Below are 17,652 nucleotides of genomic sequence, written 5' to 3' on the forward strand. Positions count from 1 at the left end.
AGAGCTACTAAATCAGGAACAAGAACTTGTCTGGCTTTACTTCCTTCAAATCCTCCAACGATACCTGCTGCTTCTAATTGGTCAATCAATCGTCCAGCTCTGTTATATCCTAATTTTAATTTTCTTTGCAATAAAGACGCAGAACCTTGCTGTGCTGTCACAATAATTTCAGCTGCTTCTCTAAACAATTTATCTCTATCTGCAATATTATTATCAAGACTTGTGCCACTTTCTTCACCTACATACTCAGGTAATTGATGTGCTTCAGGGTAAGCCTTTTGGGAGCCAATAAAATCTGTTATTTTTTCAACTTCTGGAGTGTCAACAAATGCACATTGAATTCTAATAATTTCATTTCCTTGTGTGTAAAGCATATCACCTCGACCAATCAACTGATCTGCACCAGAACCATCTAAAATAGTTCTAGAATCTATTTTTGAAGTTACTCTAAATGCAATACGTGCTGGGAAGTTTGCTTTAATAATACCTGTAATTACATTTACAGAAGGACGCTGTGTAGCGATAATAAGGTGAATACCAATAGCACGTGCAAGTTGGGCTAATCGAGCAATAGGAGTTTCAACTTCTTTTCCGGCCGTCATAATTAAATCAGCAAATTCATCTACTACCAATACTATATATGGTAAAAACTTGTGACCGTCATTGGGATTTAACTTACGTGCTTTAAATTTAGTATTATATTCTTTTATGTTACGACACATTGCATTTTTAAGCATTTCGTATCGATTGTCCATTTCAATACACAATGAGTTTAATGTGTTTATAACCTTAGTATTATCTGTAATAATAGCATCTTCACTATCTGGTAGTTTGGCTAGGTAATGTCGCTCTATTTTGTTAAATAATGTCAATTCTACCTTCTTAGGATCAACCAAAACAAACTTAACTTCTGCAGGATGTTTTTTGTAAAGTAGTGAAGTTAATACAGCATTTAATCCTACAGATTTACCTTGACCAGTTGCTCCAGCCATTAATAAGTGTGGCATTTTAGCTAAATCTACCACCATAGTTTCATTACTAATGGTTTTACCAAAAGCAATAGGAAGTTCCATTTCAGATTTTTGAAATTTTTGTGATGCGATTACAGAGCGCATCGATACTATGGTTGAGTTTTTATTTGGAACTTCTATACCAATGGTTCCTTTTCCTGGTATTGGAGCAATAATACGGATGCCTAATGCTGAAAGTGATAAGGCGATATCATCTTCTAAGTTTTTAATTTTTGAAATTCTAACTCCTGCTTCTGGTACAATTTCGTAAAGTGTAACAGTCGGACCAATAGTTGCCTTAATACTAGAGATTCCAATTTTGTAATTATTTAAGGTTTCTACAATTCGATTTTTGTTTTCTTCAAGTTCTTCTTGATTAATAGTAATGCCTTCAGTATCGTATTTTTTTAACAAATCTAATGGAGGAAATTCAAATTTACTGAGATCTAGGGTCGGATCAAATTGTCCGAAATCTTCTACCAGTTTATTTGAAAGATTATCTGTTTCTGAAACTTCCTCTTCAATTGTTTTTATTTCAATGTTTAGTTCTGGTTCTGGCTCAATCTCAGGTTCTGGTTCAGGTTTGGTGATTTCAACTTTAGTAATTTCAATCTTTTTTTCTGGAATGGAGTGATTTTCTATGGTAGGTTTAGGTTTTTCAATATCTAATTCGAAAGCAGACTTAATGTCTTCAGCTTCAGCAGACAAATCATTATCTAATGGGACAATGGTTTCGTTATCAGTGTTTTTATCAGAACGAATATCCTCTTTAAACTCTTTTTTAGCACTTTTGAAAAGAGACGCAATTGAATCGCCAGTAACTTTGAATCTAATAGCTAAGTACACAATCAAAATAAAAACGAGTAGGAGCATAGTGCCGATTTTACCCATGTAATCTTGAAAAAAACTATTCATTTCAAAACCAATTGTTCCGCCTAGCGTGTCGAATTTTTGTGCGAAAAATCCAAAGAAAACAGAAAGCCAAATTGCAATAAGTGTTCCCCAAATCCAATGTCTGCGTAGTTTTGATTTGTTTATATCAAGGGTTACATAAACTCCAGATAGAAATAATAGTCCTGAGAATATAAAAGAAGATATTCCAAAACCTTTGTTAATAAATAAGTCGCTTACCCAAGCACCAAGTTTATTTAGCCAATTTTGCGCTTCAACATCTCTAGATGCAAATTCTGAAAGTGTGCTTTGATCTGCTTGACCAGTAAAGAAAAAAGACAAGAATGCAATAAACAACAAAACACCAAGAATGATCAATAAACTACCAAAAATCAACTTTTGCTGACTTGATAATTTAAAACTTGGTTTTTTTAGTTTAGGCGTTGTTTTAGCTTTGCTCTTAGTCTTCGTTTTTTTCTTCGCCATAAAGGATTCTTAGTGTAAAACAAAAATACAAATTACTAACGTTTATCCTAACTTAAAAGTATTTAAACCTAGGAGATATTAACGGAGTTATTAACCTTAAAATATTTTAGGTATGTAAATAATTAAACCTACAATAGTAGATGAAACTGCTGCTATAAAAACTGCACCAGCAGCTATGTCTTTTATTTTTCCTATAGTTTCATGTCTGTCAGGATGAATAAAATCTGCAATGTACTCTATTGCGGTATTCATGCCTTCTATGCTCATTACTAGACCTATACATGTAATTTGAATAAGCCATTCTGTATTAGAGATATTAAAATAAAATCCTGCAATGGTAACTATTATCCCAATACAAAATTGAATTTTAATACTTGATTCAGTCTTTACAAGATAAGCTGCGCCTTTAAAGGCGTAGCCTACACTTTTTAATCGGTTAACTAGGAACGAGTCTTTTTCTGACATTATTTTAAAGAAGCTAAAGCTTTTTCATAGTTTGGTTCATCAGCAATTTCACTGACTTGTTGAGTATGTAGAATCTTTCCTTTTGAATCAACAATTATAATGCATCTAGAAAGTAGTGTTTCAAAAGCGCCATCTGTAAAATCAAGACCATAGGTCTTTCCAAAATTTCCATCTTTATAATCAGATAAGCTAATAACATTATCTAATCCTTCAGCGCCACAAAAACGAGCCATAGCGAAAGGTAAATCTTTAGAGATGCAAAGTACTTTAGTATTCTCTAGGCTACTTGCTTCTTTGTTAAACGTTCTTATTGATTGCGCGCATGTGCCTGTATCTACACTTGGAAATACATTTAGGACTAAGTTGCTTCCGCTATAGTCATTTAATGTTTTTGTAGATAAATCTGTTGTGGTTAATTTAAAATCTGGAGCTTGTGATCCAATTTCAGGGAGCGTTCCTGATGTATTTACGGGAGTTCCGCCTAATGTTACTGATGCCATTTTGTGTTATTTAGTGAATGTTAAATTTAAGTATTATTTAAATTCTAAATGCCAAATAAATTATAAAAAAAAAGCCTTTTCATTTCGAAAAGGCTTTTTTTTTATCTCAACTCTGCGCCAAGCTGTTTTTCAAAATTGGCTTGAAGCTTGTTCATTATTTTGTCAATTTGTTTATCTGTGAGTGTTTTCTTTTCATCTTGAATGGTAAAACTTACGGCATAACTCTTTTTGCCTTTGGGAAGGTTCTTGCCTTGATAGACGTCAAAAAGATCGACATCTTTTAAGAGTTGCTTTTCGGTTTGCATAGCTATTTTATCAATATCTTCAAACATCACATTTTCGTCTAATAATAGAGCAAAGTCACGACGTACTTCTGGGTATTTAGGAATGTCCTTAAATTTAATGTCTTGGTGTTGTACCAAATCTATAATATTATCCCAGTTAAATTCAGCAAACAGTACTTCTTGAGAAATTCCAAAATGCTTTAAGACTTTCTTATTTATAATCCCAAAGTCAACCAATTTTGTTTTTCCTTGTGATAAACTAATGCCTTCACTAAACACATCATTTTTGATAGGAGAAACTTTATGTTTATTTAGTCCTAAGCGTTCTAATGTGCTGTTTACTATACCTTTTAAATAAAAGAAGTCACTTTTCTGAACAGGAGTGTTCCAACGTAAATTAGTTTTGTTTCCTGTTAAGAAAATGGATAAACGTTTAAATTCTTCACGTGATTCACTATAGTTATGATAGGTTTTTCCAAACTCATATAACTTCAAATTATCACGTTTTCTATTAATATTATAGCTTACCGACTCCAATCCCGAAAATAATAAGCTCTGTCGCATTACACTTAAATCATTACTCAACGGATTTAGCATTTCTACATTGTGTTCTTCATTAAGTTGTTCGCTTAATTTAATGTATTTAGGGGTCGTCAATGAATTTGATAACATTTCGAAAAATCCTTGAGAAGCCAGTTGATTACCAATGACATTCTGAAGCTTGTAATCTTCAAATTTAGAAGTATTAGAGATCGAAGCGTTTAACTTTTCAGTGGTTTCAATGTTGTTGTAACCATAAACACGCAAAACTTCTTCAATAATATCTGCTTCACGTTGAACATCATTCCTGTAGGCAGGAACTGTTAGTCCTAAACCAGCTTCAGTTACATTGTTTACTTTAATGTCTAAAGAGGTTAAGATGCTTTTTATCGTTTCCTTTGGGATCTCTTCGCCAATCAGTTTCTTAGCATTTTCAAAGCTTAAACGGACTTGAAAGTCTTTGATTTTGTTAGGGTAGAAATCTAATAAATCACTTGTAATATCTCCACCAGCAATTTCTTGTATCAGAATTGCAGCTCGCTTTAATGCGTATTCTGTAATGTTTGGATCAATGCCTCTTTCAAATCTAAAAGATGCATCAGTATTCATTGCATGACGCTTAGCTGTTTTTCTAATGCTTACAGGATTAAAATAAGCACTTTCTAGAAAAATAGTTGTTGTGTTTTCGGTAACACCAGAATCGATTCCTCCAAAAACTCCTGCAATACAAATTGGTTTTTCTGCATCACAAATCATAAGGTCTTCTTCGTGCAATTCTCGTTCTATCTCATCAAGTGTGGTGAATTTTGTGCCTTTAGGAAGCGTTTTTACTACGACTTTATTGCCAGCTATTTTGGCTGCATCAAAGGCGTGAAGCGGTTGTCCTAATTCATGTAATACATAATTGGTAATATCAACGATGTTGTTTTTTGGAGCTAATCCAATCGCTTTTAATCTATTTTGTAGCCATAAAGGGGATGTTTCTACTTTTATTCCAGAAATGGTGACACCACAATAGCGAGGTGCTAAAGTTTTGTCTTTAACATCGATATCTATTTTTAGTGTTCTGTTTTCAACATGAAACGAACTTACTGAAGGAGTAATTAATTCTGAATTGATTTCTTTTTGGAGTAATCCTGCTTTTAAGTCTCTAGCGACACCAAAATGACTCATGGCATCAGCACGATTTGGAGTGAGTCCGATTTCAAATACTTGATCATTTTCAACTTCAAATAAATCTGAAGCAAGAGTACCAACTTTTGTGTCAGGTCCTAAGACCATAATTCCGTCATGAGATGCTCCAAGACCTAATTCGTCTTCAGCGCAAATCATTCCATGGCTTTCTTCACCTCTTATTTTACCTTTTTTGATTGTCCAAGCTTCACCTTTGTCTGTATATAAAGTTGTACCAATTGTAGCGACGGGAACCTTTTGTCCTTTTGCAACATTTGGAGCTCCACATACAATTTGTAAAGGTGTTTTGTCGCCAATATTTACAGTTGTAATTTTTAAACGATCTGCATTTGGATGTTGTTCACATGTTAATACTTCTCCAACAACAATACCGTCTAAACCACCTTTTATCGATTGAAAAGACTCAATGCCTTCAATCTCTAAACCTAAGTCTGTTAGAAGTTTACCAGTTTGTTCAGCTGGCCAATCTGTCTTTAAAAACTGTTGTAACCAATTATAAGAAATCTTCATTTTTATTCTTTAATCAAGACACAAAGATAATAATACTATGTAGTAATAATAATTGATAATTGCTTTTCTTTGTAAGAATTATAAATTTGTTAAGACTATAGCTTATTTAATCTCCATATCATGAAATATTCTATTGCTTTTATTGTTGTTTTTCTAATGCTGTTGTCCTGTGATTCAAGAGAGGGAAACAAACTAAAATTAGGGTTTTGGAGGGCTGAATTGCGCGTTAGTCCAGATGAGGTTTTGCCTTTTGTTTTTGAAGTAACCTCTCAAGAGTCTATCAAGATTTTTAATGCAGATGAAGTGATTTTAGTGAATGATATTTCGTATTCTAAAGATACAATAGTTTTTAAAGCTCCTGTATTTGAAGGTTACGTAAAAGCTATTATTAATGGTGAAGACTTAGAAGGTGATTTTATAAAAGAAAGTTTGGATCGTGTGGTTCCATTTTCAGCTGAATATGGAAACAGAGAGCGGTTTGCTTCAAAATATAATCAAACAAATCAGGATTTGACTGGAAATTGGGAAGTTGTATTTAGTCCAGATTCTGAAGCTGACATGTATATTGCTAAAGGAATTTTTAAGCAAGAAGGGGCAAAAGTTAAAGGTACTTTTCGAACCACCACAGGAGATTATCGTTATTTAGAAGGTGTTATGGATGGTGATATTATGAAGCTATCTACATTTGATGGAGCTCATGCTTTTTTGTTTACTGCTGAAATTGAAGGCGATACTATGAATGGTATGTTTTACTCAGGAAATCATTGGGTAGAGCCGTTTGTTGGAAAACGGAATGAAACTTATGAATTGCCAGATGCCAACAATCTTACCTATTTAAAAGACGGATATGAAGTATTAGAATTTACTTTTCCAGATTCAGAAGGGGATATGGTGTCATTGTCTGATGATCAATTCAAGAATAAGGTAGTTGTAGTGCAGATAATGGGAACTTGGTGTCCAAATTGTTTAGATGAAAGTAAATATTATTCTGAATATTACAACATGACTAGTAATGAAGATTTAGAATTCGTCGCTTTAGCTTTTGAGTATGCAAAGACAAAAGAAAAAGCATTCCAAAGTATTAAACGTTTAAAAGATAATATTGGAATATCATATCCAATTTTATTGGCGCAATATGGGACTTCAGATAAAGTTAAAGCTCAAGAAAAATTACCTATGCTAAACCATGTTTTGTCATATCCAACCACAATTTTTATAGATAAAAAAGGACAAGTGCGAAAAATTCATACAGGGTTTAACGGGCCTGCAACTGGGGAAAAGCACACAGAGTTTAAGCGTGAATTTGAAATATTTATGGATAGTTTGCTTATTGAATAATTACTTTTTTTAACCATGTATGCTTTCAAACACACCATAGCTTTTAATGAGTTGACCTTCAAATTCTACGAGGTCTTTCCAGCGCTGATCAACATCAATATCTTTTCCGTATTTACGAGCAAAGGTTATAAAGATTGTGTAGTGACCTGCTTCGCTAACCATTAAGTCATAATAAAATTGAGAAAGTTTTGGGTCTTTGATTCGTTGCGATAATAATTTGAATCGTTCACAACTTCTAGCTTCAATCATGGCAGAAAACAACAATCGATCTACCATGCTTTGTAGGTGGTTGCCACCCTTATTCATAAACTTATATAATTCGTTTACATAGCTGTCTTTTCGTTCTCTGCCAAGTTTGTAGCCACGAGCTTTAATAATGTTGTGTACCATTTGAAAATGCTCTAGCTCTTCTTTGGCGAGTTCTAGTAAGTCAGTAACTAAATCCTCGTATTGTGGATTATGAGTTATAATAGTAATGGCATTAGTAGCAGCTTTTTGTTCGCACCAAGCGTGATCTGTCAGTATTTCTTCGATATTTTCTTCTGCAATAGTTGCCCAACGAGGATCGGTTTCTAATTTAAGATGAAGCATTCTAGCGTTTTATGTGTTTAAAATTATGATTTAAAAACTATTATCAATTGTTAACCTTTGCTTAGTATTCCTTCGCTAATACTTTCAGGAATAACATTTTTAAGTTTTGCAAATTGTAATGACAGATCTCCATCTCTGATATCATCTAAAAGCCATTTTTTATTAGAATATTCCATGATCCATATTTTTTCTTCACTGTTATAACCATTTTTTCCTTTAACTATTCTTCTGGAATCTCTGTCGATTAGGTAGTCTTCAACATTTGCTGTTATACTGAAAGCTATTTTGGAGCCTTCAAAATTGTCGTCATCAGAAATTTCTAAATACAATGGTTTGATTTTATTAATACTCTCAAGATGACATACATTTTTTAAATTTTCTGATTTCCATTTGTCTAAATGAACACTTTGTTGGTTTTGCCAATACCAATGATTTACGTATTCAGAAACTTCTTTCATATCTTCATTGTTCCATGCTTTATAAACTCTTGTAAATGTATTGGTTACATGTTTTTCAACATTTAGCCATGAGAAATCCTTATTTATTAGACCTATTTTAAAGAGTTCTTTTTTTGCTTTTCGTACTGCAAAAAACTCAACAGTTTTCATATAAATAATTAATGGAAGAAAGATTATAGTTAAAAGACCTAAAATGGTTTTTCCCCACCATGTTTTAAAAAACGCCTTTGCTACAGTACCGCCTGGGCCAGCATATACTGGGTCTGCATAAAGTAATATAGCTATAAAAATAATAGTGAAGAGTAGTTGTTTTTGATTCGAAGTCATTTATTAGCAATTTAAGTTAATAAGTTAAATTGTTTCTACATTCAACAATATAATAATTAATATTTATTTCAATTGTTTAGATTATGACTAGCTAATATAGTTCCAAATATTTTTATACTTACTGAGTTGTCTGTAAGTTTCCAAGATAATTTTGTTTTCAATTTGATTAAGTGATGGGTCGTGGGTTAGAATTCGTTTAGCGTAAAAACGTGCGCTTTGCAAAATATCTTTGTCTTTAATGATATTTGCTATCTTTAAATTCAATATACCACTTTGTTGTGTGCCCATGATGTCTCCTGGACCACGAAGTCTTAAATCAACTTCAGCAATTTCAAATCCGTCACTGGTTCTAGTCATAGTTTCAAGTCTTATTTTACTGTCCTGACTTAGTTTGAAACCAGACATTAAAATACAATAGCTTTGTTCGGCGCCACGACCTACGCGTCCTCTTAGTTGGTGTAATTGTGATAAGCCAAATCTTTCGGCGCTTTCGATAATCATAACTGATGCATTTGGTACATTAACGCCAACTTCAATAACAGTTGTAGCGACCATAATTTGTGTTTCACCTTTAACGAAACGTTGCATCTCATAATCTTTATCTGCTGGTTTCATTTTGCCATGTACTATAGAGATTTGGTATTTTGGTTGTGGAAAATCTCTTACAATACTTTCATAACCGTCCATTAAATCTTTATAATCTAAATTTTCACTTTCTTGAATTAAAGGGTAAACGATGTAAACTTGTCTTCCTTTATCAATTTCATCTCGCATGAAACGTAAAACTTTGAGTCGATTTTTGTCATATCGATGCACTGTTTTTATGGTTTGTCTTCCTGGTGGCAATTCATCAATAATTGAAATGTCTAGATCGCCATAAACAGACATTGCTAGAGTTCTCGGAATTGGTGTAGCAGTCATTACTAAAATGTGTGGAGGAGAGGTGTTTTTTTTCCATAGTTTAGACCTTTGAGCAACTCCAAATCGATGCTGTTCGTCTATGATTGCGAGTCCTAAATTTTTGAATTTCACCTTCTCTTCTAGGAGTGCATGAGTGCCAATTAAGATTTGTAATTCGCCATTTTCTAATGATTCATGAATTTTTCTTCTTTCTAAAGTAGTACTTGAACCAGTTAGTATTGAAATTCTGATATTCAGTTTTTTAGACCATTCAATTAAACCGTTATAGTGTTGAACTGACAAAATTTCAGTCGGAGCCATTAAACAGGATTGAAAACCATTGTCAAGTGCCATGAGCATTGACATGAAAGCTACGATAGTCTTTCCTGAGCCTACATCACCTTGTAGTAATCGATTCATTTGTGCGTTGCTTCCTAAATCTTGTCTAATTTCTTTTAAAACACGTTTTTGTGCATTGGTTAAATTGAAGGGTAAATAGTCTTTGTAGAAATTGTTAAAATAGTCGCCGACCGATTCGAACGGAAATCCTTTTATTTTAGATTTATGAATGAGGTTTTTGAGAATTAATTGCAATTGAATATAAAATAATTCTTCAAATTTCAGTCTAAATTCGGATCGTGATAAAAGGTCTTGGTTTTTGGGAAAATGTATGTTAAAAAGGGCGTCGCTTTTAGATATTAATTTAAGTTCTGAAGTAAGGTTTTCTGATAGTGTTTCTTTAAAACGACCTTTTGTTTCTAAAAATAAACTTTGCATTATTTTAGTCATGACTCTATTTGTAATGCCTTTGTTCGAAAGTTTTTCTGTCGAAGGATATATTGCTTGCATTGATGAACGCAAGTTTTGTTTGTGATCTTCTAGTAATTCTAGATCAGGATGTGGCATGCTAAACTTACCATTAAACCAATTTATCTTTCCAAACACAACATATGGTGTGTTTGTTTTTATGCTGTCACGTATCCATTTTTGTCCACGAAACCAAACCAGTTCCATGCGTCCAGTGTCGTCTTCGAATGTGCCTACAAGTCGTTTGCCTCTTTTTTGAGGGACTTCTTTGAAGCTGATTATTTTACCTATAATTTGAACTTCAGCAGTATTTCTTTGGAGTTGGCTAATTTTGAAGTACTTAGTCCTGTCTAAATAACGATTAGGAAACAGATTGATCAGGTCTTGATAAGTGTGAATTCCTAATTCGCTCCTTAGCAAGTCAGCACGATTAGGCCCAACACCTTTAAGATAATCTATTGGAGTTTGTAGATTCACACTCATAACTGCGAATTTACCAAATTACTTTTTACGATTTTGTTATTAAAATTAGATTTTCTTTTAATTTATGCTTGAATAAAATTGTATTTTGTAGAATGATTTTGATTAAGTTGAAAAATAGATGAGAGCATTGGTTATATCTGGTGGTGGAAGTAAAGGTGCTTTTGCAGGTGGCGTTGCTCAGTATTTAACGCAGGATTTGGGTAGAAATTATGATATGTTTTTAGGTACCTCAACTGGAAGCTTGTTAGTGCCTCATTTGGCGGCTAATGATATTGGTAAGTTGTATACTATATTTACCAATGTGAACCAGCGAGATATATTTAGTGTGAGTCCATTCGTTCAGCGTCAAAAAGGTGATCGAGAATATGTTTCTATTGATTTTTTGAATTCACTGTGGCAATTCATAAGAATGAAAAGGACCTTTGGTGAGAGTAAGTCGTTAAAGCGATATATAAAAAGGAATTTAACAATAGAAGAATTTAATAAAATAAGGGAAACTAAAGAAGATGTGGTTGTAACGGTTTCGAATTTATCGATGAATCGTGTGGAGTATAAGTCTATAAAAGAATTTGACTATGAAGAGTTTTGTAATTGGATTTGGATTTCATGCAATTATATCCCCTTTATGTCCTTGGCTAAAGTTAACGGTTATGAATATGCTGATGGTGGTTTGGGTTGCGTGATTCCAATAAGAGAGGCTATAGAGCGAGGTGCTACTGAGGTTGACGCTGTTGTTTTGGAGTCTGAAAATATGAGTAAGCAAAAAATCTTGGGTAAAAATCCGTTTTCATTAATGCTGAGTCTCTTTGGTCATTTGTTAGATCAGGTTGAGAAAAATGATATTATGATTGGTAAGTTGGCGGCTAAAAACAGAGGTGTGAAACTAAATTTGTATTATACGCCTACAAGTCTTACCGAGAATTCATTGATTTTCAGTAAACGATTAATGGTGAAATGGTGGGCTCAAGGCTATGAGTATGCTAAACAAAAGCACAAAGATTCAGCGTTGTTATAGAAGTGCAAGTTACCAAATCTCTGAAACCTCCTCCTTGATAAAAGATAGAGCTGCATCGCTAGGAGATCGTTTGTCTATCATATCGCTTAAAATAACTTCTCTTAGTTTGTCTGAAGAATCAATTTTTTCAGATAAATTAGCTTTTCTGATCATTTGAATTGTAGCATTTTTTGCGGTTGAAGTGATGCTCCAACACTTGTCTGTAACGTATATTTGTTGTGCTAAATTGTGATCAAACTCTTGTTCTATATTTGCTATAAGTAAAGACTCGTAATCTTCTTTATTAGAAGAGTTTGGCTTAACTCTTAAGAGTAGTTTTGATGGTTTTATTCTTTCTAAAAAAAGGGACATGCGTTCATAGGCTTGAAGTCGCATTGGTAAGCTTTCTTTTTGGAGGTCCTTTTGAATTAAAAAGTTTCTACGATTATTTTCATTTTCAATATGTTCTCTAAAAAATAAAAATGCAATTGCTCCTGTAACTATAGCTGGAACACAATATAATAATAAGCCTATGATGTCTAATTCCATAATTGATTTTAAGTGTTATAAGTTGGAATTTATTTCTTTTTTAAATTGCCTCCCAAAAATAGACAATCTTTTAAATCTTGCATAGAAGTAAATGGAACTTTTGTTTTGTTATACATATAAGTACTGCTTAAATCCTTTGATAAGTTATGATCATCAACGTTTAGTTCAATATCTGTCATATCAAATTGGCAAGGATGTTCATGTCCAGCCGCATGTGTGATTTCGATAAGCTCTTTTTTGAAAGATTTGAAATACTGAGCTAATCGTTCAGATTTAAGAGGGACATTAATCCCATTTTGAAGCCATTTGCTTTGGGTTGCTACTCCTGCTGGACATCTATTTGTATGACAAACTTGCGCTTGAATGCAACCTATGCTCATCATGGCTTCACGAGCAACATTAATACAATCAACTCCCATAGAAAATGCCATTGCGGCTTTGGCAGGAAAACCTAGTTTACCACTACCTATAAATACAATGCGCTCAGTTAAACCCTTATTTTGGAATAATTTATATAAATCACCAAAGGCATAAACCCAAGGCAAGCTTACGTGATCAGCGAAGCTTGGCGGAGCAGCTCCAGTTCCTCCTTCGCCACCATCAACAGTTATGAAATCTGGTCCTTTACCTGTTTTATGCATAATTTCAGCAAGTTCTTCCCACTGGTCTAATTTTCCTATTGCAGCTTTTATTCCTACAGGTAAGCCTGTAGCTTCTGCAATAGATTCAATGAAATCTATTAATTCTGGTACATTAGAAAAAGCCTTATGATTTGGAGGTGATAATACATCTTTACCAACTTCAACACCTCTAATTTCGGCAATTTCTTCTGTTATTTTAGCTCCTGGAAGTACACCTCCTTTTCCTGGTTTAGCACCTTGAGAAAGTTTAACTTCAATAGCACGAACAAAAGGATTGTCTTCAACCAGCTTTATCATTTTTTCCATTGAAAACCCTCCATCTTGTGCACGAACACCAAAATAACCGGTTCCAAAGTGAAATACAACATCGCCGCCATTTTTATGATAAGGTGATAAGCCGCCTTCACCAGTGTTGTGATATGCATGAGCAATTTTAACACCTTTATTTAAAGATTCTATTGCCTTGGCAGACAAAGAGCCAAAACTCATAGCAGAGATATTTATAATTGAAGCTGGTCGATAAGGTTTTCGCCTTTTGTTATGTAATCCCATAACTTTTGCACATGGAATAAATGATTTGTCAGTGTTGCTAGGGTGATTGTCATCAACTTTAAAGGGCATCATCGCATTATTAATGAAAATATGATGATGTGCGTAAATATCACGATCTGTTCCAAAACCTTCATAGTTGTTTTCTTGCTTTGCAGAGGCATAAATCCAGCTTCTCTCAATTCTGTTGAATGGTAATTCTTCACGATTATTCGCTACAAAATATTGACGCATTTCAGGTCCGATACTTTCTAAAAGATAACGAATATGGCCAATAATTGGAAAATTATGGCTTATGGTATGTTTTGTTTGGAAAAAGATGTCTCGCATTGCGATGACCACCAACACAATGATAATCCATAACCACCAAGGGATATTGGATAGTATATCTAAAAATGATTCCATATTAGTTTTGATTTAAATAGTCTAATGTTATTTGAGTTAAGGCTTTTACGCCAAGCAATAATCCACTTTCATCAATATAGAAACTAGGTGTATGGTGTGGATGAAGTTCTGTGTTTCCTTTTGTCATTCCGCCAAGATAAAAATAAAAACCTGGAATTTTTTCTTGAAAGTAAGAAAAATCTTCACCTATAGTTTCTGCTTTAATCTGAATCACTTTATCATCTCCAGCAGCTTTACGTAAACTAGGTAGCATATCTTTGACTAAGTCATGATTGTTATATGTAATTGCTGTTTGATTTCTGAATGAAATTGTTGCTTCACCACCATAAGCTTTAGCAATCATTTCAGTCATTTCAGTCATACGTTTTATGATCAAGGCTTTCATATCTGGATCTAGTGTTCGCACTGTACCAACTAATTCGGCAGTTTCGGGTATTATATTAAATCGAACACCACTAGTTATTTTACCTATTGTAATGACTGCAGCTTCATTTATAAGTTTAGATTCGCGGCTAATAATACTTTGAAAACCGTCAATAATTTTTGCTGAAATCAATATAGGATCAACACCCAACCAAGGTGCTGCACCATGAGCTTGTTGACCTTTTACATTTATAACAAACCTTTCAACAGCTGCCATAGCGCCTCCAGGTTTGTAATGTATTTGTCCAACTTCGACCATTGAGCGTAAATGTAATCCAAAGATCACATCTACAGTGGGATTTTCTAAAACCCCTTCTTTAATCATCAGTTTTGCACCACCTTCTTCTCCTGGAGGTGGACCTTCTTCAGCAGGCTGAAATATGAATTTAACAGTGCCTTTTATTTTATCTTTATTATTTGATAGAATTTCTGCAACAGCCATTAAAATTGCCGTATGACCATCATGACCACAGGCATGAGCAACTCCAGTTTCGTTTCCTAAGAAATTTGTGGTAACAGTAGATTTGAAGGGTAACTCACTATTTTCGGTTACTGGCAAGGCATCAATGTCTGCTCTAAGTGCCACTACTTTTCCTGGTTGATTCCCTTTTAAAATGCCAACAACTCCAGTTTTTGCAACTCCAGTTTGAACTTCTAAGCCTAATGATTTGAGATGCGATGCAATTTTTTTAGCAGTTTTAAATTCTTGATTAGATAATTCAGGATGCTGATGAAAATCTCGTCGCCATTCTATGAGTTGAGATTCGATATCTATAAATTGGGATTCTAAATCATTTTGTGCTGATACACTGATAATTCCCAAGAAAAGAAGTCTGCATAGGATTTTCATGTTTTCCTTTTTTTTATTTAAAACCTAAATATATATCAAAAAACAAAAGCTATGATGATTGTTTATAATTATTGATAAAAGCACCATAAAAAACCTATAACAAATAGTTATTTTTATCATTCTAAAAATGTTAACGAATTGGAAAAATATTTAAGTCAGTTAAATGATGCGCAATTAGCACCGACCTTACAAAAGGATGGTCCGATGATAATCATTGCAGGTGCTGGTTCTGGTAAAACACGAGTATTGACCTACAGAATTGCTTATTTGATGAGCCAAGGTGTGGATGCATTTAATATTTTGGCATTGACTTTTACAAATAAAGCTGCTAAAGAAATGAAAGGCAGAATTGCTGATATTGTTGGTGACAGTGAAGCTAAAAATCTTTGGATGGGTACGTTTCACTCAGTGTTTGCTAAGATTTTGCGTTTTGAAGGTCATCATCTAGGTTTTCCTAGTAATTTTACAATATACGACACACAAGATTCTCAAAAATTGTTAGGTTCCATCATAAAAGAAATGGGCTTAGATAAGGATATTTATAAGACTAAACAGGTGTATAGTCGAATTTCGTCGTATAAAAATAGCTTGATTACAGTTAAGGCTTATTTTAGAAATCCTGAACTTATGGAAGCTGATGCAGCTGCAAGGCGACCTAAAATGGGAGAAATTTATAAAAATTATGTCGATCGTTGCTTCAAAGCAGGAGCTATGGATTTTGATGATTTACTACTTAGAACAAATGAGTTATTGACCCGTTTTCCGAATGTACTAGCTCAGTATCAAAATAAGTTTAGATATATTTTAGTCGATGAGTATCAAGATACTAACCATTCGCAATACCTAATTGTAAGAGCATTGTCTGATCGTTTTCAAAATATTTGTGTTGTGGGTGACGACGCTCAAAGTATTTATGCCTTCAGAGGAGCTAATATCAATAATATTTTAAATTTCCAGAAAGATTATGATGATGTTAATGTGTATCGTTTAGAACAAAATTATAGATCTACTAAAAATATTGTAGGAGCTGCTAATTCAGTCATAGAACATAACAAAACAAAACTTGATAAAATTGTTTGGACCGCTAATGTTGAGGGAGCAAAAGTGAAAGTAAACAGATTAATGACTGATGGTGACGAAGGACGTTTTGTTGCAAGTACCATATGGGAAACTAAAATGAATGAGCATTTGCCAAGTAGTGATTTTGCTGTTTTATACAGAACTAATGCGCAATCTAGAGCCATTGAAGATGCGCTAAGAAAACGGGATATTCCGTATCGTATTTATGGAGGCTTATCATTTTATCAACGAAAAGAGATTAAAGATGTCACGGCTTATTTACGCTTGATATTAAATCCAGCAGATGAAGAAGCTTTGAAGAGGATTATCAACTATCCTTCAAGAGGAATAGGTCAAACAACTCTTGATCGATTGGTTGTTGCTGCAAATGGCTACAATAAATCAATTTTCGAAGTGCTTCAAAATATAGATAAAGTGGATATTAATATTAATGGTGGTACTAAAACGAAGTTGAGAAACTTTGTCACGCTTATTGAAAGTTATCAAGTTATGAACCAAACGGCAAATGCTTTTGATCTTACAGAGCATGTTGTGAAGTCTAGTGGTTTGATGAGAGAGTTTAATAAAGACGGAACTCCTGAAGGCGTAACTCGAATAGAAAATGTTGAAGAATTATTAAATGGTGTTAAGGATTTTGTTGAAGGTCAATTAGAACTAGCAGATGCTGGAGATACATTAGCAGAGTTTTTAGAAGATGTTGCTTTAGCTACCGATTTAGATGCTGATAAAGGTGATCCTAACCATGTAGCATTAATGACAATACACTTGGCTAAAGGATTAGAGTTTTCGCATGTTTTTATTGTAGGTATGGAAGAAGATTTGTTTCCAAGTGCAATGAGTATGAATACAAGAAGTGAGCTAGAGGAGGAGCGACGTTTATTTTATGTGGCTCTAACTAGAGCTGAAAAACAAGCTTACCTAACTTATACTTTGTCACGTTATCGTTGGGGCAAACTAATAGATGCAGAACCTAGTCGTTTTATTGAAGAAATAGACGATCAATTTGTAGAAGTGCTAACACCAATAAACGAACCTCGTCAAAATCCAATGCTGTCTGCAGATATATTTGGTGATGTTGAGCCGAGTCGTATTCGATTTAAGAAACCGATAAAACGAAAAAAAGAAGTAAAGCCTCCAAAATTTGTTGCTCCTAAAAACTTGAAGCCAGTGTCTAAGTCTTCTAATGTCGATGATAAAACAAATTTATTTGACGCTAAGTTAGCTGTAGGTAATTTTGTAGAACATACCCGTTTTGGTAAAGGTGAAGTGCTAAAAATAGAAGGGAAAGGTGCCGATGTAAAAGCCGAAATTAATTTTGAAGTTGGTGGTGTAAAGAAATTATTACTTCGTTTTGCGAAATTAGATGTATTAGGTTAA

The 17,652-nt window shown here is 33.7% G+C and carries 13 protein-coding genes; 3 read left to right on the forward strand and 10 right to left on the reverse strand.

What is annotated here, in order from left to right; translation table 11 throughout:
* From AB8B90_RS05730 to pheT, 4 genes are all read right to left on the reverse strand, one after another.
* The coding region (locus AB8B90_RS05730) for a DNA translocase FtsK (protein ID WP_405334592.1) at positions 1-2,387 on the reverse strand (2,387 nt) is incomplete at its 3' end.
* Positions 2,388-2,483: 96 nt separating this feature from the next.
* On the reverse strand, positions 2,484-2,852 hold the full coding sequence (locus AB8B90_RS05735) for a diacylglycerol kinase (protein WP_405334595.1): 369 nt from the start codon (positions 2,850-2,852) through the stop codon (positions 2,484-2,486).
* Positions 2,852-3,352 (reverse strand): thiol peroxidase, encoded by a 501-nt coding sequence (gene tpx, locus AB8B90_RS05740; protein WP_405334597.1) that lies wholly within the window; start codon positions 3,350-3,352, stop codon positions 2,852-2,854. The genes AB8B90_RS05735 and tpx overlap by 1 nt, the downstream gene beginning before the upstream one ends.
* 101 nt (positions 3,353-3,453) lie before the next feature.
* Positions 3,454-5,880 (reverse strand): phenylalanine--tRNA ligase subunit beta, encoded by a 2,427-nt coding sequence (pheT, locus tag AB8B90_RS05745; protein WP_405334599.1) that lies wholly within the window; start codon positions 5,878-5,880, stop codon positions 3,454-3,456.
* A gap of 120 nt (positions 5,881-6,000) precedes the next feature.
* Here pheT and AB8B90_RS05750 point away from each other — a divergent pair, with 120 nt between their 5' ends.
* The gene (locus AB8B90_RS05750) at positions 6,001-7,218 is read left to right on the forward strand and encodes a peroxiredoxin family protein (protein ID WP_405334601.1); all 1,218 of its coding nucleotides are present in this window, start codon (positions 6,001-6,003) and stop codon (positions 7,216-7,218) included.
* A gap of 9 nt (positions 7,219-7,227) precedes the next feature.
* Here the strand turns inward: AB8B90_RS05750 and AB8B90_RS05755 are convergent, their stop codons facing one another.
* The 3 genes from AB8B90_RS05755 to recG all read right to left on the reverse strand — a co-directional run bounded on the left by AB8B90_RS05755 (position 7,228) and on the right by recG (position 10,784).
* Positions 7,228-7,809, reverse strand: coding sequence for a tRNA-(ms[2]io[6]A)-hydroxylase (locus AB8B90_RS05755; protein WP_405334604.1), 582 nt, complete (start codon positions 7,807-7,809; stop codon positions 7,228-7,230).
* A 50-nt stretch (positions 7,810-7,859) separates the two neighbouring features.
* Positions 7,860-8,594, reverse strand: coding sequence for a hypothetical protein (locus AB8B90_RS05760; protein WP_405334607.1), 735 nt, complete (start codon positions 8,592-8,594; stop codon positions 7,860-7,862).
* Between the two features lie 87 nt (positions 8,595-8,681).
* Positions 8,682-10,784: an ATP-dependent DNA helicase RecG gene (gene recG / locus AB8B90_RS05765; RefSeq protein WP_405334609.1), complete on the reverse strand. Its 2,103-nt coding sequence runs from the start codon at positions 10,782-10,784 to the stop codon at positions 8,682-8,684.
* Positions 10,785-10,902: 118 nt separating this feature from the next.
* Here recG and AB8B90_RS05770 point away from each other — a divergent pair, with 118 nt between their 5' ends.
* Positions 10,903-11,799, forward strand: coding sequence for a patatin family protein (locus AB8B90_RS05770; RefSeq protein ID WP_405334612.1), 897 nt, complete (start codon positions 10,903-10,905; stop codon positions 11,797-11,799).
* Positions 11,800-11,808: 9 nt separating this feature from the next.
* On the opposite strand, the gene AB8B90_RS05775 is transcribed toward AB8B90_RS05770, so the two are convergent.
* The 3 genes from AB8B90_RS05775 to AB8B90_RS05785 are packed head-to-tail and all read right to left on the reverse strand — an operon-like array spanning position 11,809 to position 15,195.
* Entirely contained in the window at positions 11,809-12,327 is a 519-nt protein-coding gene (locus tag AB8B90_RS05775; protein ID WP_405334614.1) for a hypothetical protein, read from the reverse strand.
* 29 nt (positions 12,328-12,356) lie between these two features.
* Complete coding sequence (locus tag AB8B90_RS05780) at positions 12,357-13,922, reverse strand: FMN-binding glutamate synthase family protein (RefSeq protein WP_405334617.1); 1,566 nt, start codon at positions 13,920-13,922, stop codon at positions 12,357-12,359.
* A 1-nt stretch (position 13,923) separates the two neighbouring features.
* Positions 13,924-15,195 (reverse strand): amidohydrolase, encoded by a 1,272-nt coding sequence (locus tag AB8B90_RS05785; protein ID WP_405334620.1) that lies wholly within the window; start codon positions 15,193-15,195, stop codon positions 13,924-13,926.
* A 138-nt stretch (positions 15,196-15,333) separates the two neighbouring features.
* Between AB8B90_RS05785 and AB8B90_RS05790 the strand changes: the two genes are divergently transcribed.
* Entirely contained in the window at positions 15,334-17,652 is a 2,319-nt protein-coding gene (locus AB8B90_RS05790) for an ATP-dependent helicase (RefSeq protein WP_405334623.1), read from the forward strand.

It is taken from the genome of Psychroserpens sp. (assembly GCF_045105015.1).
GTDB lineage: Bacteria > Bacteroidota > Bacteroidia > Flavobacteriales > Flavobacteriaceae > Psychroserpens.